This window comes from Streptomyces sp. NPDC003300, assembly GCF_040610915.1.
Taxonomy (GTDB): Bacteria; Actinomycetota; Actinomycetes; order Streptomycetales; family Streptomycetaceae; genus Actinacidiphila.
This window is the reverse complement of record NZ_JBEXNE010000020.1, coordinates 58570-78216: the sequence shown is the minus strand read 5'-3', so window position 1 is coordinate 78216 and position 19647 is coordinate 58570. Positions and strand designations below refer to the sequence as shown.

Annotated in this window: 15 protein-coding genes and 1 pseudogene; 7 read left to right on the top strand and 9 right to left on the bottom strand. The window is 72.8% G+C overall.

What is annotated here, in order from left to right; genetic code table 11:
- The first annotated feature begins 32 nt into the window (after positions 1 to 32).
- From ABZX65_RS26060 to ABZX65_RS26045, 4 genes are read left to right on the top strand one after another with little or no spacing between them, the layout of a single operon-like run.
- On the top strand, positions 33 to 443 hold the full coding sequence (locus ABZX65_RS26060; RefSeq protein WP_355344635.1) for an ATP-binding protein: 411 nt from the start codon (positions 33 to 35) through the stop codon (positions 441 to 443).
- Positions 440 to 649 (top strand): hypothetical protein, encoded by a 210-nt coding sequence (locus ABZX65_RS26055; protein ID WP_355344632.1) that lies wholly within the window; start codon positions 440 to 442, stop codon positions 647 to 649. Before ABZX65_RS26060 ends, ABZX65_RS26055 begins: the two co-directional genes overlap by 4 nt.
- A 4-nt stretch (positions 650 to 653) precedes the next feature.
- Positions 654 to 1775: an adenosylhomocysteinase gene (locus ABZX65_RS26050; RefSeq protein WP_355344629.1), complete on the top strand. Its 1122-nt coding sequence runs from the start codon at positions 654 to 656 to the stop codon at positions 1773 to 1775.
- 8 nt (positions 1776 to 1783) lie between these two features.
- A complete protein-coding gene (locus ABZX65_RS26045) occupies positions 1784 to 2332 on the top strand; it encodes an NUDIX domain-containing protein (protein WP_355344626.1) in 549 nt (182 codons plus the stop codon).
- Between the two features lie 326 nt (positions 2333 to 2658).
- Here ABZX65_RS26045 and ppdK read toward each other — a convergent pair whose 3' ends face one another.
- Both ppdK and dusB read right to left on the bottom strand, forming a co-directional pair.
- Entirely contained in the window at positions 2659 to 5382 is a 2724-nt protein-coding gene (gene ppdK, locus ABZX65_RS26040) for a pyruvate, phosphate dikinase (protein ID WP_355344623.1), read from the bottom strand.
- A gap of 412 nt (positions 5383 to 5794) precedes the next feature.
- Positions 5795 to 6952 carry a tRNA dihydrouridine synthase DusB gene (dusB, locus tag ABZX65_RS26035; RefSeq protein ID WP_355344620.1) on the bottom strand — a complete coding sequence of 386 codons (1158 nt, stop codon included), beginning with the start codon at positions 6950 to 6952 and terminating at the stop codon, positions 5795 to 5797.
- A 154-nt stretch (positions 6953 to 7106) separates the two neighbouring features.
- Between dusB and ABZX65_RS26030 the strand changes: the two genes are divergently transcribed.
- The 3 genes from ABZX65_RS26030 (at position 7107) to ABZX65_RS26020 (ending at position 10061) form a co-directional block, all read left to right on the top strand.
- The gene (locus tag ABZX65_RS26030; protein WP_355344617.1) at positions 7107 to 8528 is read left to right on the top strand and encodes an MFS transporter; all 1422 of its coding nucleotides are present in this window, start codon (positions 7107 to 7109) and stop codon (positions 8526 to 8528) included.
- Positions 8525 to 9124 carry a MarR family transcriptional regulator gene (locus ABZX65_RS26025; protein ID WP_355344614.1) on the top strand — a complete coding sequence of 200 codons (600 nt, stop codon included), beginning with the start codon at positions 8525 to 8527 and terminating at the stop codon, positions 9122 to 9124. The genes ABZX65_RS26030 and ABZX65_RS26025 overlap by 4 nt, the downstream gene beginning before the upstream one ends.
- Positions 9125 to 9245: 121 nt before the next feature.
- Complete coding sequence (locus ABZX65_RS26020; protein ID WP_355344611.1) at positions 9246 to 10061, top strand: DeoR/GlpR family DNA-binding transcription regulator; 816 nt, start codon at positions 9246 to 9248, stop codon at positions 10059 to 10061.
- A gap of 59 nt (positions 10062 to 10120) precedes the next feature.
- On the opposite strand, the gene ABZX65_RS26015 is transcribed toward ABZX65_RS26020, so the two are convergent.
- The 7 genes and pseudogenes from ABZX65_RS26015 to ABZX65_RS25985 all read right to left on the bottom strand — a co-directional run bounded on the left by ABZX65_RS26015 (position 10121) and on the right by ABZX65_RS25985 (position 19570).
- A complete protein-coding gene (locus ABZX65_RS26015) occupies positions 10121 to 13027 on the bottom strand; it encodes an FAD-binding and (Fe-S)-binding domain-containing protein (RefSeq protein WP_355344608.1) in 2907 nt (968 codons plus the stop codon).
- Between the two features lie 190 nt (positions 13028 to 13217).
- Positions 13218 to 13328, bottom strand: a pseudogene (locus ABZX65_RS26010) (ferredoxin); the annotation flags it as partial.
- Positions 13329 to 13547: 219 nt separating this feature from the next.
- Positions 13548 to 15008: an aldehyde dehydrogenase family protein gene (locus ABZX65_RS26005; protein ID WP_355344605.1), complete on the bottom strand. Its 1461-nt coding sequence runs from the start codon at positions 15006 to 15008 to the stop codon at positions 13548 to 13550.
- 149 nt (positions 15009 to 15157) lie between these two features.
- Positions 15158 to 16201, bottom strand: coding sequence for a cyclase family protein (locus tag ABZX65_RS26000; protein ID WP_355344602.1), 1044 nt, complete (start codon positions 16199 to 16201; stop codon positions 15158 to 15160).
- Complete coding sequence (locus ABZX65_RS25995; protein WP_355344599.1) at positions 16198 to 17229, bottom strand: alcohol dehydrogenase catalytic domain-containing protein; 1032 nt, start codon at positions 17227 to 17229, stop codon at positions 16198 to 16200. The genes ABZX65_RS26000 and ABZX65_RS25995 overlap by 4 nt, the downstream gene beginning before the upstream one ends.
- The gene (locus ABZX65_RS25990; protein WP_355344596.1) at positions 17229 to 18116 is read right to left on the bottom strand and encodes a shikimate dehydrogenase; all 888 of its coding nucleotides are present in this window, start codon (positions 18114 to 18116) and stop codon (positions 17229 to 17231) included. Before ABZX65_RS25990 ends, ABZX65_RS25995 begins: the two co-directional genes overlap by 1 nt.
- Positions 18113 to 19570 carry an FGGY family carbohydrate kinase gene (locus ABZX65_RS25985; RefSeq protein ID WP_355344593.1) on the bottom strand — a complete coding sequence of 486 codons (1458 nt, stop codon included), beginning with the start codon at positions 19568 to 19570 and terminating at the stop codon, positions 18113 to 18115. Before ABZX65_RS25985 ends, ABZX65_RS25990 begins: the two co-directional genes overlap by 4 nt.
- Positions 19571 to 19647: the final 77 nt, after the last annotated feature.

Here is a 19647-nt window from a genome sequence, read left to right as displayed (position 1 = left end):
GCAGACACCGACTCGCACTGACCGAGGTCTTGATGCCTGTGAGCAGCGTCGTTCGCACTACGGGTCATCCCGGCTACTCCCAGACCATGCCGTGCACGGTGGAGAGCGCCGATCCTGCCCGCCAACTCGTCCGTACCGCCTTATGCACCTGGGGCCTGGAGGACGACGGCGCCCTCGTCGTCACAGAGCTGGTCGCCAACGCCGTCCAGCACACCCAGGGCCACCTCATCCGGGTGTCCGTCAGCCGACCAGCCCCGGGGCTCGTACGCATCGAGGTCGTGGACCGCTCCAAGATCCGCCCCGAGCGCCGCAACGCGGACGACTACTCCGAGCGGGGATGCGGTCTGTTCTTGATCGAGGTGCTGACCGATCACTGGGGAACCGACCTGCTGCCGTTCGGCAAGCGGGTCTGGGCTGTCCTGGCAGAGGAGAGGGTCGTATGACCCTCAACGGCCGGGCCTGGATCGGTGACCAGGTCAGAGACGAAACCGTGAAGCGCGAGGGCATCGTGACCGACGTCCGGCAGGGCACGTACGTGCTCCGCCCCCTCCACGGAACGGCACCCGAGTGGACGGCCAACTCGGACGACCAACTCACCATCACCGTGCCGCGTGAGGACCGCCAGCACAGCATCCCGCCAGAGAGGTGAACCCGTGGAGTCGTTTGAAGTCGCCCGCTTAGACACCTACTTCAGCAAGATCACATCGCGCTTCCGCCCGGACGAACTGCCCGCGTCCATCCTGGTCACGCACCTGCTCCCCGAGCGACCGAGCTTTGTCCGCGCGGTCAACGCCGCCTCCACACTGAAGGCCGTGCTCCCCAAGCCCAAGTCCATCGCCCCGGCCGCCAAGCGCGAGGTGGAGACCATCGCCCAGTGCGACGACCTCAGCCGGGAGCTGTTCGCCGACGCGGACAAGACCGTCGAGTACTTCGAGAACCGTGCCGCCAACGAGCGCCTGGTCCTGCTCGACGTCGGCGGGTACTTCGCCCCCACGCTGAACGCCCTCCACGAGCGGTTCTCCGGGACGATCCTCGGCGTGGTCGAGGACACCGAGAACGGCCACAAGCGGTATGCCGAGCTGGACAAGCTCCCCTGCCTCGTCATCTCAGTGGCCCGGTCTCCGCTGAAGGACCCGGAGGACTTCCTCGTCGGTCAGTCCGTGGTCTTCTCCACCGAGGCCATCATGCGCGGACGCGGGGACATCCTGCATGGCCGGCCCGCGCTCGTTATCGGCTTCGGCAAGCTCGGCTCCTCCATCGCTCGCCTGCTCCACGCCAAGGGCGTGCAGGTCACCGTGTACGACATCGACCCCATCAGGCGCACCCAGGCCCTCTCCCAGGGTTTCACCGTCGCCCGCGACCGGGACAAGGCCCTGCACAACGCGGGACTGGTCCTCTGCGCCACGGGGTCGCTCTCCCTTCGAGCCGAGGACTTCTCGACACTCCGCAACGGTGCTTTCCTCGCCACGGTCACCAGCAGCGAGGACGAACTCGACCTGGCCGCCCTCCCGGCCGTCTACCAGCGCAACGCCGACGGAGCGCACATCACCCGGTACCAGACCACGGGCCACTACTTCTACCTGCTCAACGGCGGCAACGCCGTCAACTTCCTGCACGGCGCCAGCGTGGGGCCGTTCATCTTCCTCGTGCAGGCCGAGATACTCGCGGCCATCCGCATGCTCACCCGTGGCGACCTCGCGGCCGGTATGCACGAGGTGTCCGCCGCAGACCGGGGCGTCATCGCCGATACCTGGCTGACCTACTTCAACCGCTGAGGAGCCCAGTGCCCATCACCGCCCAGCACATCCGCGACACCCTGACCGCGTACCTGGACCAGCGCCCGGAGGACAAGGACTCCCTCTCGGCCCTGATCGACGGCCTCGAAACCTGGGCCGAAACGATCACGTCGCGCAAGGAGTTCCGGGGCCACGTCACCGCCGGAGCCCTGCTGCTGCGCCCCGACGGCCGCGTCCTGCTCATCGAGCACAAGGCCCTCAGGAGGTGGCTCTTCCCCGGCGGGCACCTGGAGGACGAGGACGAGACCCTCATGAGGGCCGCTCTGCGGGAGCTGGCCGAGGAGACCGGCATCGACCCGGCCCTCGTCACCCCCGTCAGCCCGGTGCCCCTGCACATCGACGTGCACCCCATCCCGGCCAACCTCGCCAAGGACGAGGCGGACCACCAGCACTTCGACTTCCGGTTCCTCTTCCGCACGGACGCCGACGTCTCCGGCCTCCAGCTCGAAGAGGTCCTGGATTACTCCTGGCAGTTCACCGACACGGTCACCGCCGAGCCGCTGCGCACCCGCCTCCTGGCGGTACCAGCGCGCTGATCCCCCTCATACGGCCCCGGCCGTCCGCGTCCCGTCGCGGCGGCCGAGGCGTTTTTGCGTGCCCCGGAGTCCTTTCGCACGGGGGCACGCCCGGGGCACATCGGGGGCACTGGACGCTGTCTTACGCTGTGAAACGATGGCAACTACTGACAGTGCTTTTCACAGGTCAGGAGCTTCACAGGGGCAACCATGCAAGCAGAAAAGCCGGGGGCGGCGCTTCCGCACGAAGCGTCGCCCCCGGCGGGGTGGGGTCGGGATCGGGTCGCCGGTCGGTGAGGGTGCCCCCAGGGCAAGGGGCGTCCGGCGGCGGTCCGGGCCCGGCCCGGTCAGGTGGTCGGCGTGGGGGGACGGGCGGCGGCGCGGCCGGCCTCCAGGCGGGCGACGGGGATGCGGAAGGGCGAGCAGGAGACGTAGTCGAGCCCGACGTCGTGGAAGAAGTGGACGGACTCGGGGTCGCCGCCGTGCTCGCCGCAGATGCCGAGCTTGAGGCCGGGGCGGGTGGCGCGGCCGGCCTCGCAGGCGGAGCGGACCAGCGCGCCGACGCCGTCGCGGTCGATGGTCTCGAACGGGGAGACGCCGAAGATGCCCTTCTCCAGGTAGGCGGTGAAGAAGGACGCCTCGACGTCGTCGCGGGAGAAGCCCCACACGGTCTGCGTGAGGTCGTTGGTGCCGAAGGAGAAGAACTCGGCGGCCTCCGCGATCTGACCGGCCGTCAGCGCGGCGCGCGGCAGCTCGATCATCGTGCCGATGGCCATGCCGAGCGAGGCGCCGGTGGCCGCCTCGACCTCGGCGATGACGCGGTCGGCCTCCTCACGGACGATCTCCAGTTCCTGCACGGTGCCGACCAGCGGGATCATCACCTCGGGGCGCGGGTCGCCCTTGACGGACTTGCGGTGCGCCGCCGCCTCCGCGATGGCCCGTACCTGCATGGCGAACAGGCCGGGGATGACCAGGCCGAGGCGTACGCCGCGCAGGCCCAGCATCGGGTTCTGCTCATGGAGCTTGTGAACGGCCTGGAGCAGCCGCAGGTCGTTCTCGTTGGCGTCCCTGCGGGACTCGGCGAGCGCGACCCGTACCGACAACTCCGTGATGTCGGGCAGGAATTCGTGCAGCGGCGGGTCCAGCAGCCTTACGGTCACCGGCAGTCCGTCCATCGACTCGAACAACTCGATGAAGTCGGCCTTTTGCAGCGGCAGCAGCGCGCCGAGCGCCTCTTCCCGCTCGGTGTCGGTGTCGGCGAGGACCAGTCGCTCGACCAGCTCGCGGCGCTCGCCGAGGAACATGTGCTCGGTACGGCACAGGCCGATGCCCTGCGCGCCGAAGCGGCGGGCGCGGTTGGCGTCCTCGGCGTTGTCGGCGTTGGCGCGTACTTGCAGCCGGCGGACCCGGTCGGCGTACGCCATGATCCGGTGCACCGCCTGGACGAGTCCGTCGGCCTCGTCGGCCCCAGCGTGCATGCGGCCCTCGAAGTACTCGACCACCGGGGACGGTACGACGGGCACCTCGCCGACGTACACCTTGCCCGAGGAGCCGTCGATCGAGATGAGGTCGCCCTCCTCTATCACCACGCCCCCCGGCGCGGTCAGCCGTCGCCGCTTGGTGTCGACCTCCAGCTCCTCTGCGCCGCACACGCAGGTCTTGCCCATCCCGCGGGCGACGACGGCGGCGTGCGAGGTCTTGCCGCCGCGGCTGGTGAGGATGCCCTCGGCGGCGATCATGCCGTTGAGGTCGTCGGGGTTGGTCTCGCGGCGGATCAGGATGACCTTCTCGCCGGACCGCGACCACTTGACGGCGGTGTACGAGTCAAAGACCGCCTTGCCGACGGCGGCGCCGGGCGAGGCCGCGATGCCCCAGCCGATCCGGCGTACGTTCCCGCTGTCGGCGACCGTGTCGTCGAAGCGCGGGAACATGAGCTGCGCCAACTGCGCGCCGTTGACCCGTTGCAGCGCCTCCGCCTCGCTGATCAGGCCCTGGTCGACGAGCTGGGTGGCGATCCTGAAGGCCGCCGCCGCGGTCCGCTTGCCGACCCGGGTCTGGAGCATCCACAGCTTGCCGCGCTCGATGGTGAACTCGATGTCGCACAGGTCGCGGTAGTGCGTCTCCAGCGTCTCCATGATCGAGATGAGCTGGTCGTACGACGCCTTGTCGATGCCTTCGAGGTCGGCGAGCGGCACGGTGTTGCGGATACCGGCGACGACGTCCTCGCCCTGGGCGTTCTGCAAATAGTCGCCGTACGTGCCCTGGTGGCCGCTGGCCGGGTCGCGGGTGAAGGCGACGCCGGTGCCGGAGTCAGGGCCGAGGTTGCCGAAGACCATCGAGCAGACGGTGACGGCGGTGCCCAGGTCGCCGGGGATACGTTCCTGGCGGCGGTAGAGCTTGGCGCGCTCGGTGTTCCAGGAGTCGAAGACCGCGCGCACGGCGAGGTCCATCTGCTCGCGCGGCTCCTGCGGGAAGTCCCGGCCGGCCTCCTTGGCGACGATCGCCTTGAAGTCGTCCACGAGCTGTCGCAGATCGGCCGCGTCCAGACCGAGGTCGCTGTCCGCGCCCTTGTGCCGCTTGGCCTCGTCCAGCGCGTCCTCGAAGAGGTCGCCGTCCACGCCGAGCACGGTCTTGCCGAACATCTGCACAAGGCGCCGGTAGGAGTCCCACGCGAAGCGCTCGTTGCCCGCCTGCTGGGCGAGCCCGGCGACCGACGCGTCGGACAGGCCGATGTTGAGGACGGTGTCCATCATGCCGGGCATGGAGAACTTCGCGCCCGAGCGGACCGAGACCAGCAGCGGGTCGTCCGGCTGGCCGAGCTTCTTGCCCATCCGCTGTTCCAGCGCGTCGAGGTGCGCACTCACCTCGTCGCGCAGCGCGGAAGGTTCCGCGCCGGTTTCCAGATAGACCCTGCACGCCTCGGTGGTGATGGTGAAACCCGGAGGGACGGGCAGACCGAGGTTGGTCATCTCGGCGAGGTTCGCTCCCTTGCCGCCGAGCAGGTCCTTGAGGTCTTTGTTGCCCTCAGTGAAGTCGTAGACGAACTTCTGCTTCTTCTGTCGTGCCGACACGGGACTCGACTCCTCGCGACCGGGATGCCCTGACGGCGGGGAGCGTACCCAGGTCGAAGGCGCCGCAGTGCGTCCATGACCTCGACACACGGCGGTAACCGCCCGTCTGCCGGTGTCTCCCGGGCGGGGGGCTCGCCGGCCGGTGTTCGCGCTCCGTTCACGAGTCGAACGGACGGTTTCACTCCGGTGGTCGCTTCGGCGACTCGGTCTACGGAGCGTCACGTGGCGCCGTGCCGCGTGGACACAGCGGGGGTGGCACCGCGTGCCATGCTTTCGGAAGGTGCGACACCCCTCTTCGCGCTCGTTTGAGCGCAAGCCCTATCAACCGTGGCGCGAATCACGCCTCGCGTCTCACATGCCGGACGGCGGCCAGGGCCCGCTCCGGCCGTGCGCGGCCGGCGTTCCCGGACGGTTAGCCGCCCGAGGTGTCGGATTCGGCGTCCTCCGTGAGCACGGCGCAGTCGTACGGGTCGTTGAGCCAGCCGTCCGGGAGGACGACCCGCTTGCCGGGGGCGGTACGGCCGCGCGGGCCGTCGGCGTGCGCGGGCCAGGGCTGGGTGAGGTCGAGGCCGCCGAGGTGCTCGTCCATCTCGGCCAGCGACGAGGCCGTGGCCAGCGCCCGGCGCGCGTCCGAGCCGACCGAGAAGCCCTTGGTGTACCAGGGCACGTGCTTGCGGAAGTCGACGACACCGCGTGCCTCATCCCCGCTCCACTCCCCCAGCAGCTCCGCGTGCCGCCGCATCACCCGCGCGACCTGCCCGAAGTCGGGGGTGGCGGGCGCGGCGCCACCCTCGAAGGCGGCGACCAGGTCGCCGAAGAGCCAGGGCCGCCCGAGGCACCCCCGGCCGACCACGACACCGTCGCAGCCGGTCTCCCGCATCATCCGCACCGCGTCGTCCGCGCACCAGATGTCGCCGTTGCCGAGCACCGGGATCTCGGGCACGTGCTCCTTGAGCCGCGCGATGGCGTCCCAGTCGGCGGTGCCGCCGTAGTGCTGGGCGGCCGTGCGGCCGTGCAGCGCGACCGCCGTCACACCCTCCTCCACCGCGATCCGGCCCGCGTCGAGATACGTGAGGTGGTCGTCGTCGATGCCCTTGCGCATCTTGATGGTGACCGGCAGGTCGCCCGCGTTGCCGACCGCCTCGCGCAGGATCGCCCGCAGCAGATTGCGCTTGAACGGCAGCGCGGACCCGCCGCCCTTGCGGGTCACCTTCGGCACCGGGCAGCCGAAGTTGAGGTCGATGTGGTCGGCCAGATCCTCGTCCACGATCATCCGCACGGCCTTGCCGACGGTCGCCGGGTCGACACCGTAGAGCTGGATGGAGCGCGGTGTCTCCGAGGCGTCGAAGTGGATGAGGTGCATGGTCTTCTCATTGCGCTCGACCAGCGCGCGCGTCGTGATCATCTCGCTGACGAACAGCCCCTTTCCGCCGCTGAACTCGCGGCAGAGCGTGCGGAAGGGCGCGTTGGTGATGCCCGCCATCGGGGCGAGCACGACCGGCGGCCACACGGCGTGCGGGCCGATCCGGAGGGTTTCCGGGCGGGTGAGCGTGGCGGCGTCAGCGGTCATGCCGTCCATTGTCGCGTACTCGCGCACGGCCCTCGGCCGAGATTGGTTGTACGATCAAAATGATTCTGGTCGTACAATCGTTGGTGTCAGCACCTATGACGCCGCCCCCGTACCGGCGACGAGCGCCAAGAACCGACAAGAGGAGCCCGGACGCATGCCTGAGCTGACGCACCGGCGTCGGATGCTCATCCTGGGGATCTGCTGCATGAGCCTGCTGATCGTCAGCCTGGACAACACGATCCTGAACGTGGCGCTGCCGTCGATGAGGCGGGACTTCCACGCCTCCGTCTCCGGCCTCCAGTGGACGATCGACGCGTATCTGGTGGTGATCGCCTCACTGCTGCTGCTCTCCGGCTCCACGGCCGACCGGCTCGGCCGGAAGAAGATCTTCCGGATCGGGCTGGTCTTCTTCACGCTCGGTTCGCTGCTGTGCAGCCTCGCGCCCGGTCTCGGCTGGCTGATCGCCTTCCGGATGATCCAGGCGGTCGGCGGCTCCATGCTCAACCCGGTGGCGATGTCGATCATCACCAACACCTTCACCGACGCCCGCGAACGGGCCCGCGCCATCGGCGTGTGGGGCGGTGTCGTCGGGATCAGCATGGCGGCCGGACCGATCGTCGGCGGCGCGCTGGTGGAGACCGTCGGCTGGCGGTCGATCTTCTGGATCAACCTGCCGGTGGGCGTGCTCGCCCTGATCCTCACCTCGCGCTACATCCCCGAGTCCCGCGCGCCCCGGCCGCGCCGCGTCGACCCGGTCGGCCAGGTGCTGGTCATCGCGCTGCTGGGCTCGCTCACCTACGGCATCATCGAGGGCTCGGGCGCGGGCTGGACCTCCCCGCTGATCGTCGGCTGCTTCGTCGTCACGATGCTCGCGCTGCTCGGCCTGACGCGGTACGAGAAGCGGCGCACCGACCCGCTGATCGACGTGCGCTTCTTCCGCAGCGCGCCCTTCAGCGGCGCGACCCTCATCGCGGTCAGCGGCTTCGCCGCGCTCGGCGGCTTCCTCTTCCTCAACACCCTCTACCTCCAGGACGACCGGGGCCTGTCCGCCCTCGACGCCGGGCTCTACATGCTGCCGATGGCCGTGATGTGCCTGGTCTTCGCGCCGCTGTCCGGGCGGCTGGTCGCCTCGCGCGGCCCGCGCCTGCCGCTGGTGCTCGCCGGTCTCACCATGACGGCCAGCGGCGTGATCTTCGCGGTGCTGGACGCCGAGTCGTCCAACGCTCTGCTGTTCACCTCCTACGTCCTGTTCGGCATCGGCTTCGGCCTGGTCAACGCCCCGATCACCAACACCGCCGTGTCCGGCATGCCCCGCGCCCAGGCCGGGGTCGCGGCGGCCGTGGCGTCCACCAGCCGCCAGATCGGCCAGTCGCTGGGCGTCGCCGTGATCGGTGCCGCACTGGCCGCCGGAATGCCGACCACCGCCTGGTGGATCATCTCGGGCTGCGGCGCCTCCGTCCTGCTCATCGGTACGCTCACCACCGGACGCTGGGCCCGCGGTACGGCCGAACGCGCGGCCGATCTGCTCGTGCCCGAAGAAGACGACACCCCCCGAATCCCGGTGAGCACCTCATGACGACGACGCCAGAAGCCACGAGTTCCGTCGGTACGGTCTCCGGTCCTACGGTCTCCGCCGGTCGTACGGCCTCCGCCGACGCTGTCTCCGTTGACGCTGTCTCGGCCGACGCTGTCACCGTTGACGCTGTCTCCGGCGGCGGGGAGACCGGCCGTACGGACGCGACCGGCCCGGCGGACGCGGCCGATGCCACCGCCGAGCGGATCTGGCGCAATCTGCGCGCCTACGTACTGGAGCGCAACGAGCGCCGCAAGGAGACCTCGGAAGCGCTGGGCATGAGCTTCTTCCGGGTCAAGGTGCTGCGCCGGGTCGCCGCTTCTCCCGCCCGGCTCAGCGAGTTGGCGGCCGAGCTCTCCTCCGACCGCCCGTACACGACGCTGGTGGTGGACGACCTCGCCAAGCGCGGTCTGGTCGAGCGGCACGAACACCCCGCGGACCGGCGCTCCAAGATCGTGACGGCCACCGCCGAGGGCCACGCCGCCGCGGATCGCGCCAACGCCATCATGGGCGCCCCGCCGGAGTCGCTGAGCGCTCTGTCGGCCGCCGATCTGACGGCGCTCGACCGCATCGTGGCGGCCCTGGCGGCCCAGGACTGAGCCCGCCTCGACCACCGCTTCGACCGCGGCTTCAGCCGCCGCCGCGGCCACCGTTTCAGCCGCCGCCTCGACCGGCCGGCTGTCCCTGTCCCCGAGGGGGTGATGGTCTAAGGTCTGGACGGTGACGCCAGAAGCCGATGACCGCGCTGCCGAGGAGGCCAGGCCCGCGTTCCCCACCGAGCGCCGACGGGCCCTGGTGGAACTGCTCAGGGAGCGGCGCAGGCTGACCGTCGTGGAGATCTCGGAGCGGTTCCAGGTCACCGCGGAGACGGTGCGCAGGGACCTGGTGGAGCTGGAGCAGACCGGCGCGCTGCGCCGGGTGCACGGCGGCGCGATCCTGCTGGACAACGAGCACGGCATCCCCGGTCTCGCCCAGCGCACCCGGATCATGGCCGAGGAGAAGACGGCGATCGGCGCGGCGGCGCTCGCGCACATGCCGACCGGCGGCGCGGTGCTCATCGACGCGGGCAGCACCACCGGACGGCTCGCCGATCTCTACGCAGGCGGGCCGCAGTTGGTGGTGATGACCAACTCACTGCCCGTCGCCGTCACGATGACCGGCAAGCCGGGCGCGGCCGTCTACACGACCGGCGGGCGCGTCCGCAACGACACGCTCGCCGAGGTCGAGATGCTGACGCTGCGGGCGCTGGACGAGGTCAAGGTCGACGTCGCGTTCCTGGGCACCTCGGGGATAACGGTGGACCACGGCTTCTCCACCTCGGACGTCTCCGAGAGCGCCGTCAAGCGGACGATGATGGCCTCCGCCCGGCGGGTCGTGGTGCTGTGCGACCACTCGAAGATCGGCACCGCGCTGTTCTCCCGTTTCGCGCCCGTGGACGGCCCCGACCTGCTGATCACCGACTCGGGAATCAGCGCCACGCAGCTCGCGGAACTGCGCGGCGCCGGCCTTGAGGTGCAGGTGGCCGAGCCGGTCTGACGTCGTCACGGCGTCGCCCGCACAACCGTCGCCCCCCTGACCGTCCCCCCTTAACCGTCTTAACCGTCGTCGCCGTCCTTCACCGCCCGGCCGTCGGACTCGTCGAGCGCGGACGCGAGCAGTTGGGCCAGGTGGACCGCTCCGGCGCCGGCCGCGAGGTCGTCGATCTGGGTGCGGCAGGAGAATCCGTCGGCCAGCACCGGGCCGGTGCGCTCCGCCGTCTCCAGCGCGGGCAGCAGCGCGGTCCGCGCGACGGCCACCGAGACGTCGTAATGGCCGCGCTCCACACCGAAGTTGCCCGCGAGCCCGCAGCAGCCGCCGACCGCCGTGACGTCGGCGCCCGCCGTGCGCAGCAGTTCTTCGTCCGCCCGCCAGCCCATCACCGCCCGCTGGTGGCAGTGCGGTTGGGCGACGGTCCGGACGCCCGACAGGTCCGGGGGGCTCCAGCCGGGCGTACGGATCAGCAACTCGGCCAGGGTGACGGTGAGATCGGCCACCCGCCGCGCCCTGGGGTCGTCGGGCAGCAGCTCGACGCCGTCCCGGCGCAGCACGGACGTGCACGACGGTTCGAGGCCGACGATGGGCACACCGTCGGCGACGGCCGGTTCAAGTGCCGTGTACGTACGGCGCAGTTGTCGGCGTGCGCCGTCGAGCTGGCCGGTGGAGATCCAGGTCAGTCCGCAGCAGACCTGACGGCCGGTCAACTCAACGGCGTATCCGGCCTGTTCCAGTACGCGAACGGCCGCCGTGCCGACCTCGGGCGAGAACGACTGGGTGAAGCTGTCCACCCACAGCAGCACGCGGGGGCGGGACGTGCGCGGGCCTCGGGCGTCGCGGTCGGCGCGGGCGTCGCGGTCGGCGCGGAAGGACGCCCGGAAGGTGTGGCGGGCGAAGCGGGGCAGCCCGCGCCGTCCGTCGATCCCGCCGAGCCGCTTGACCAGCGCGCCGACCCACCGGTTGCCGAGCAGCGCGTTGCTGACACCGGCCAGCCGGGTGGCGAGCCCGGCGGTGCGCGGCAGCCAGCCCAGCGAGTAGTGCGTCACCGGGCGGAGCCTGCGCCGGTAGCGCTGGTGCAGCACCTCCGCCTTGTACGTGGCCATGTCGACGCCCGCCGGGCAGTCGCTCGAACACGCCTTGCACGACAGGCACAGGTCCAGTGCCTCGTGCACCGCCGGGTCGGCCCAGCCGCCGTCCACCAGGTCGCCCCTGATCATCTCCTGGAGCAGCCGGGCCCGGCCGCGGGTGGAGTGCCGCTCCTCCCCCGTCGCGAGGTACGACGGGCACATCGCGCCGCCCGAGGTCGTGAGGTCGGCGCGGCACTTGCCGACCCCGACGCAGCGGTGGACGGCGCGGGTGAGGTCGCCGGAGTCGTGCGGGTACGCGAACGCGCCGGTGACGACGGGCAGTTGCGGCCGGACCCGCAGGTCGGCGTCGAGCGGCGCCGGGTCGACCAGCACACCGGGGTTGAGCAGGGCGCCGGGGTCCCAGACCGCCTTGACCGCGGCGGCGGCGCCCAGCGCGGCGGGCGAGTACATCCGGGCGAGCAGTTCGCCGCGGGCGCGGCCGTCGCCGTGCTCGCCCGACATCGAGCCGCCGTGCGCGGCCACCAGGTCGGCGGCGTCCTCGAGGAACGCCCGCATCCGGGCCGCGCCGCCCTCGTCCCGCAGACCGAAGTCGAAGCGGCCGTGCACACAGCCGTCGCCGAAGTGCCCGTACAGCAGGCCGTCGTAGTGGTGCTGCCCGAGCAGCGCGTCCAGGTCCCGCAGGTAGGCCCCGAGCCGTTCCGGCGGTACGGCGGCGTCCTCCCAGCCGGGCCAGGCGTCGGCCCCGCCGGGCGTGCGGCCCGCCAGGCCCACCCCGTCGGTACGAATCCGCCACAGCGCGGCGATCCGGCCCGGGTCGGTCACCACCTGGCCGTCCACCGCGCCGGACGCGGCCAGTACGGCGCGGGCCGCGTGCTCCGCCTCCGCGAGGCTCGCGCCGCCGGTCTCCACCAGCAGCCAGCCCGCGCCGCGCGGCAGCGCGGGCACGGCGGCGGCTCCCTTACGGCGGACCACGACCTCGACCAGCCGCCGGTCCATGCCCTCGACGGCCAGCGGGCCCAGGGCCACCAGCGCCGGGGTCGCGTCGGCGGCGGAGGGCATGTCGGGGAAGCCGAGCACCGCGAGCGCGCGGGCGGCGGGCCCGGGCACCAGCCGTACGGTGGCGTCGAGCACCAGCGCCAGGGTGCCTTCCGAGCCGACCAGCGAACTCATCACGTCGAAGCCGCGCTCGGGCAGCAGCGCGTCCAGCGCGTAGCCGGACGCCTGGCGCGGGAAGCGGCCGTACTCGGTCCGCAGGACGGCCAGGTGCGCGTCGGCCGTCTGCCGCAGCCGGGTGTTCAACTCCGCGTCCGACGTACCGTGCTGATCGGCCGTCACCTGGCGGCCGTCGGCCAGCAGCAGCCGGGCGGACACCACATTGTCACGGGTGTTGCCCCAGGCCACGGCGTGTGCGCCGCAGGCGTTGTTGCCGATCATCCCGCCGATGGTGCAGCGGTCCGCGGTCGACGGGTCGGGTCCGAGCAGCAGGCCGTGCGGCGCGGCCTCGCGCTGGAGGCGGGCCTGGACGGTACCGGCGCCCACGGTCGCGGTACGGCGCTCGGGGTCGATCTCGGCGACCGCGTCGAGCGCGGTGAGGTCGAGGACGACGCCGGGGCCGATCGCGTTGCCCGCGACCGAGGTTCCGGCGCCGCGTGCCACCACGGACAGCCCGAGCCGGTGGCAGTGGGCGACGGTGTCGACGGCGTGCGCCGCCGACTCCGCGCGCACGACGGCGACCGGGGGCACCCGGTAGTTGGACGCGTCGGAGGAGTACAGCGCACGGGTGCCCGCGTCCAACCGCACGCTGGGGCCGAGCAGTTCGCGCAGGCGGCGGGCGCCGCCCGCCGCGTCGCCCGGCCCGTGGGGTGCGTTCGGCTTGTCCATCGCGTTCGTTCCGTTCCTGTCGTCGCTTCCCCGCCGCGTCCGGACGGCGGGGCCACGAGGTCGTCGCCGCGAGGTCGTGTCCCGCCGCCGTCACCACGACGGCGGCACCCCGCGGCCGGCGGGGCGTCGGTACCGGTCCCGCCCACCTCTTCGGCGCCACCCGGCGACCCCGTCACGCGGCGGAGTCCCGGTCGTCGGGCGGCCCGTCCTCGTAGTAGACCGCCTCGGCCGGGCAGACCGGCTCCCACGCGCCGCGGTGCACCCGCTCGTCCGAGTGGATGTACGGCGCCCGCGCGCCGTCGCCTGCGCGGTCGGCCGCGCGTTTTCGCCGGTGCGCGCCGTGTCGGGCGCGGCGGCGCACGCGCGTCCGGTCACTCGTCGGCCAGGTCATTCGTCGGCCAGGTCATTCGTTGGCCAGGACATTGGGCCGACCGGCCGCTCCCCCCTTGGTGCGGCCGGTCGGCCTCCCCCCGGGCCCGCGGACGTGGCGGCTTCCCCTCCGCGCCCGCCCGCGGGCCGGTCATGACGCGCTGCCGGGCGCTGACGCCTGGTACACGCTCTTGGTCCAGGTGAAGAAGTCCACAGCGGTCTGTCCCTGCTCACGGTAGGTGTTGGTGGAGGAGTCGCCGACCCCGCCGAAGGGGACGTTCAGCTCGACCCCGCTGGTCGGCCGGTTCACCTTGATCACTCCGGCCCGCACCTCGGAGCTGAACCGGTGCACGGTGTCCAGGTCGTTGGTGACCACACCGGCCGTCAGGCCGAAGCGGGAGTCGTTGACCAGGTCGATGGCCTGGTCGAGGCCCGTGGCGTCGAGCACCGCGACCACCGGGCCGAAGACCTCCTCCTGGGCGACGGTGTCGGCGGGCCGCACGCCGGTCAGCACCGTGGGGCCGAGCAGCAGGCCGTCCGGGGCCGCGCCGCCGACCACGGTCCTGGCCCCCTCGGCCAGGGCCTTGTCCACGTAGCCCAGATCGGTGGCGAGTTGGGCGCCGCTGACCACAGGGCCCATCCGTACGCCGTCGGTCAGTCCGTCGCCGGGCCGGTAGGCCGCGGCCTCCTCCCGCAGGGCGTCGAGGAAGGCGTCCTTGACGCCCGGCAGGCAGATCACCCGGCTGGTCGCGGTGCACGCCTGGCCGGTGAGGCCGAAGCCGCCCGCCGCGACGATGCGCGCGGCCACCGCGGCGTCGGCGTCGTCGCAGACCACGACGGCGTTCTTGCCGCCGAGTTCGAGCTGCACCCGGATGCGGCGCGGCGCGGCGGCGGTGTAGATGCCCGCGCCGACGCCCACCGAGCCGGTGAAGGTGACCGCGTCGATCCGCGGCGACGCGACGAGTTGGGCGCCGATCCGGGCGCCGGAGCCGGTCAGCAGGGTGAACACCCCGTCGGGCAGGCCGGCTTCCTGGAGCACCCTGGCCAGGTGCCAGGCGCCCGCGGGGGCTATCTGGGCGGGTTTGAGCACCACCGCGTTGCCGCTGACCAGGGCGGGCGCGGACTTCCAGGCGGGGATGGCGATCGGGAAGTTCCAGGGGGTGATGACCGCGACCGCGCCCAGCGGTTCGCGTCGGCTGTAGACCAGGTCGGTGCCCGCGGCCGAGGGGTACGTCGTGCCGCCGATCCGCCAGCCCTCGCTGCCGTGGAAGCGGAGGATGTCGGCGGCCCGCGCGACCTCGCCGCGCGCCTCCGCGAGGGTCTTGCCCTCCTCGCGGGTGATGTCCCGGGCGGCCTCGTCCGCGCGGTCGTCGAGGAGCGCGGCGGCCCGCTCCAGAATCCGGCCGCGGGCGGGGGCCGGGGTGCGTCCCCAGTCGCGGGCGGCGGCGTGGGCGGCGTCCAGCGCGCGCTCCACGGTGGCGGCGTCGAGGTCCGCGCTGAGGCTGACCCGCTGACCGGGGACGGCCGGATTGTCCCGTACCGCCGTCGGGTCACCGGTCCATCGCCCGCCCACCAGGGACTGAATCTCCAGGACGTCCATGCTGTCGGTCATCTCCTGTGGTTCTCAAGGCCGTTGGGGCCGTCGGAAGTCGTCGGTGGCGTCGGGTCCTCGGTGACGTCGGATCGTCGGTGGCGTCAGGTCCTCGGTGGCCCCGGTGGCCCCGGCGCCGTCAGCTCCTTCGGGTCGTACGGGTCCCCGCGTCACTTCAGCGCGAGGGCGTTGGCGGTGGAGCCCGCCGCGCCGGTGAGGTGGAGCGGGGCCGCGGTGAACAGCCCCTCGTGGACGCCGTCCTGGGCGCAGTCCTCGGCCAGGGCCGCGAGGTCGAACAACTCGCCCACCGCGAGCCCCAGTTCGGCGATCAGCGTGTGGTGCAGGAAGGTCTCGGGCCCGCTCATGTCGAACGGCATGGCCTCCACCGCGGGGCAGTCGGCCGCGACCGCGGACAGCTCCAGGCCACGCAGCCACCGTCTGGTCTCCTGATCGACGGCCAGGCCCGGCGAGGCGAAGAAGCCCTCCGCCGCCAGCGCCTCGCGCGCCGCCCGGTCCAGCCCCTCGTACCAGCGCGTCCAGCCGAAGTGCAGCAACAGGACGTCGCCGGGCCGCGGTTGGGTGCCCTGCGCGGCGAGCGCGGCCGTCACGTCGGCCGCGGTGTAGGCGACCCGGCGGGAGCAGTCGCCGCCGTGCCGCCCATGTCCGACCAGGTCGGCCAGGACGAAGCGGCCCGCGATGCCGCGCCGCGCCCAGTGCTCGATGCCCAGCGGCCCCGCCGCCGCCGCGATGTCGGCGGCCCGGTGGCCGCCGTAATAGGTGCCGTCGGGGCCGCGCACGTGCGCCAGCCCGTCCCACTGCGAGGACCCCTGCGGGTAGAAGGAGTCGAGGCGGTCGTCGAAGCCGTTGCCGAGGTCGATACGGGTGTGGGTGTGGCGGCCCCTGCCGAGGATCGGCGGGTCGGGCAGGGCCAGGTCCCAGTTGAGCGAGAAGACCCGGCCCCGGGTCACCAGCGCGGCAGCGTCCCTGACCCGCTCGGGCGTCTGCCGCGCCACGGCGCCCAGTTCGCCGACGACGGCCTCGGCGGTGCGGGTGAGGGCCGACGTACCCGAAGCCGAGTCGTACGCGTCCGACGCACCGGAAACCGAGTCGGCCGCGTCCGACGTACCGGAAACCCCGGCCGTCGAAGCCGAGGCCGCACCGGATGTCCCGTCCGCCCGGCCCCCGTCGGGCTCCTCGCCCCGCGTGCCGGTCATGACGCGTCCACCGAGATCATGGCCTTCATGGCCACCCTGCCCGCCGCCGCGTCGGCCAGCGCCTTCGGCCCCTCCTCCAGCGCGTAGTGGTCGGAGACCAGGTCGTCGACCTCGACCGCGCCGCTGGAGACCAGCTCGATGGCGCGCGGCCAGGTGTGGGCGTAGCGGTGGACGGTGGTGAGGGTGAGTTCGCGGTAGCGGATCAGGGTGGACGACAGTGTGATCGTCGGCGCGGCGGGCACTCCGACCAGTACGGCCCGGCCGCGCGGCCGCAGCCGGGTCATCCCGTCGTCCAGCGCGGTGGGCGCGCCCGAGCACTCCAGGTAGCAGTCGAGGTCGGCGGCCACGTCCTGGAAGGCGGTGCCGGGGTCGGCGCCGACGTGAGCGGTCTCCACACCGGGCGTGGAGTGCGCGAGCCGGGCCAGTCGGCGCTCGTCGACGTCCGCGACGATCACCCGGCCCGCCTTCTCGGCCAGGGCCACCCGCGCCACCAGGGTGCCGATCGGGCCCGCGCCCGCGATGAGCACCTGCTCGCCGGGGAGTACGGCGGCCCGGCCGACGGCCCATACGGCCACCGACAGCGGTTCGAGCAGGGCCGCCCGGGTCGCGGTCATCGCGGCGGGGACGGCGTGCACCGCGCGGCGCGGCAGCACCACGCGCTCGCGCGCCAGCCCGGCGTGCGGCGGCATCCCGAGGAAGCGCATCCGCGCGCAGAGGTTGTACGTACCGGCCAGGCACTCGCGGCACCGGCCGCACCACAGGCCGGGTTCGACGGCGACCAGGTCGCCGGGGGCGAGGTCGGTCACCCGGTCACCGGTCTCCAGGACGGTGCCGGACGCCTCGTGGCCGAGCACGTGCGGCCCGGTGAGCCGGAAGGCGCCGATCCGCCCGTGCGCGTAGAAGTGGGTGTCCGAGCCGCAGAGGCCGACCCGCGCGACCGCGACGCGTACGTCGTCGGCGCCGAGCGCTTCCTCGTCGGTCTCGCCGAGCGCCGCGTCATGGGCGCCCCGCAGGGTGAGAGCACGCATCACGCCACCTCCGCGGCATCGCTCGCGTGCGCGAGCGGATCGGTGAGGTCCGGCGGATCGGGTTCGCCGGAGGGTTCGAGGGTCGGTTCGAGGCCGAGGAAGTCCGCGGTCGGCCCGAGTTGGTGGAGGAGCATGTGGACGCCGGGCACGACCGTGCATCCCGCGCGCCGCGCGTGGTCGAGCAGCCGGGTCCTGGCGGGCTTCATGATGATGTCGCTGACGGCCGTGGCGGGGCTGAGCGCGGCGAGGTCGACGGGCAGCGGATCGGCGGCGTGCATGCCGACCGAGGTGGTGTTGACCAGGACGTCGACGTCGGCGGCGGAGTCCCGCTCGCGCACCTCGCAGCGCACGGCCGGGTAGTGGCGGCCGACCTGCTCGGCCAGGGCGACGGCGCGGGCGGTGGTCCGGTTGCGGACGGCCAGGTGCGAGACGCCCGCGGCGGCCAGCGCCATGGCGACGGCGCGCGCGCTGCCGCCCGCGCCGAGCAGCAGCACCCGCGCGCCCTCCAGCCGCACCCCGTGCGCGCGCAGCCCCGCGACCAGGCCGGGGCCGTCGTACTGCCCGCCGAGCAGCCGCCCGTCGGGCAGCCTGCGGATGACGTTGCTCGCCCCGGCCCTGACGGCGTCCTCGGTGAGGTCGTCGAGCAGCCCGGCGATGTGCTCCTTGTGCGGCATGGTGACCCCGATGCCCGCCAGGTTCTTCCAGGCGCGCGCCGCGGCGACCGCCTGCGCCAGGTCCTCGACCCCGACCTGGTACGGCACCACGGCCGCGTCGATGCCGCGCTGGCGGAAGAAGCGGTTCATCACCTCGGGCGTGCGCACATGGGCCACCGGGTCGGCGAAGTGCGCGTAGATCCGGGTGTGCCCGGTGATGGGGTGGGACTTCATGATGCGGTGAACTCCGTCCAGTCGTCGATCCAGGTGCCGAGGTCGGGGATGAGTCCGCAGGCCAGCGCCGCCATCCGGGCGGCGCCGCAGGCGCCGGCCTCGGCGCCGACGGGCAGCCGGACCGAGCCGAGCACGCGGGCGCGGACGGCCCTGATGTAGCCGGACGTGTACCAGCCGCCCGCGGCGATCAGCGCGTTGCCGGGGCCGCCGAGCGCGTCGAGCAGGCCGATCGCGTCGCGGCAGCGCCAGGAGGTCAGTTCGACCAGGACGGCCCACGCCTCGGCGTCCGGCAGTCCGTGGAGGGCGGCCACCACGGCGGCCGGGTCGAGCGGGGCCATCGGCCGGGCCGCGCTGCCGAGGGTGACGGCGAATTCGGCCGCGCGGCCGGTCGCGGGCAGGCGGGCCGCGGCCCTGCCGAGCGCGTCGACGTCGGCGAGGGTCCGTTCGGCGCCGAGCCGGTCGTCGAGCAGGGCGCGCAGCAGGCGTCCGGTGCCGAGGACGCCGAAGAGGTAGTCGCGGCCGGGGACGATGTGCGGGCCGCGCTCGAATCCGGCGGCCACCGCCCGGGTCAGCGGGCCGGGGTCCTTGGCGGCGGGCCGGGAGCGGATCAGCGCCTCCCCGGTGCCGAGGCTGTCGAAGCAGTCGTCGGGGTGTACGGCCCCAGCGCCGATCGCGCCCGCCAGGTGGTCGTGGCCCGCGACGGTGACGACCGCGCCGCCGACCAGCGGCAGACCGGCCCGCGCGGTGCCGGTGGGCGACCCGGCGGGCAGCAGTTCCGGCATCGCGGCGGGGTCGAGCCCCGCCCGGTCCACGCCGTGCTTCCACCACTCGCGGGCGGTGACGTCCATGAAGCCGCTGCGCGCGGCGAGCGACCACTCGGCGGTGGCCCGGCCGCCCGCCCAATGGGCGGCCCACTCCGGTACGTTCAACCAGCTCACGGCCTTCCCGGCCGGGCCGGACCTCGTACCGGAAGCGGTGGACGTAACCGTCCGGGGCCCGGCGGACGACGCCGACCGTCCGTCCAGCCGGGGCAGCAGCCACGCCACCTTGACGGCCGAGGCGCGGGTGGTGGGCCGCAGGCCGGTGGTGGCGGTGAAGCCGTCGCCCTGTTCAGCGAGGAGAGCGGCCAGTTCGTCCGCCCCGCTGGTGTCGAACCAGGCCACGGCCGGTGCGACGGGTGTGCCGTCGGCGGCGAGCGCGTACCCCGCCTCGGCCATGCCCGCGAAGCCGACGGCGAGCGCGTGGCGGCCGGGCAGGCGGTCGGCGAGCTGCCGGAAGAGGCCGTCCAGCGCGCCGGACAGGTCCTCGTGCCCGAGCACCGTCGTCCCGGCGGCGAGCCGCCACGGGGTGTCGGCCCTGACCACCGCCAGCTCGTGGCCGCGCTCGTCGGTGGCGCACACCTTCACCGTGGTGGTGCCGATGTCCACGCCGACGACGCATGCCGTCCTTGCCATCACAGCCTCCTCAGCCGAAGATCCGGAATCCGCCGCTTTGTCCTGTCTACCGGTCGCGCGCCCGTCCGTACGGCCAC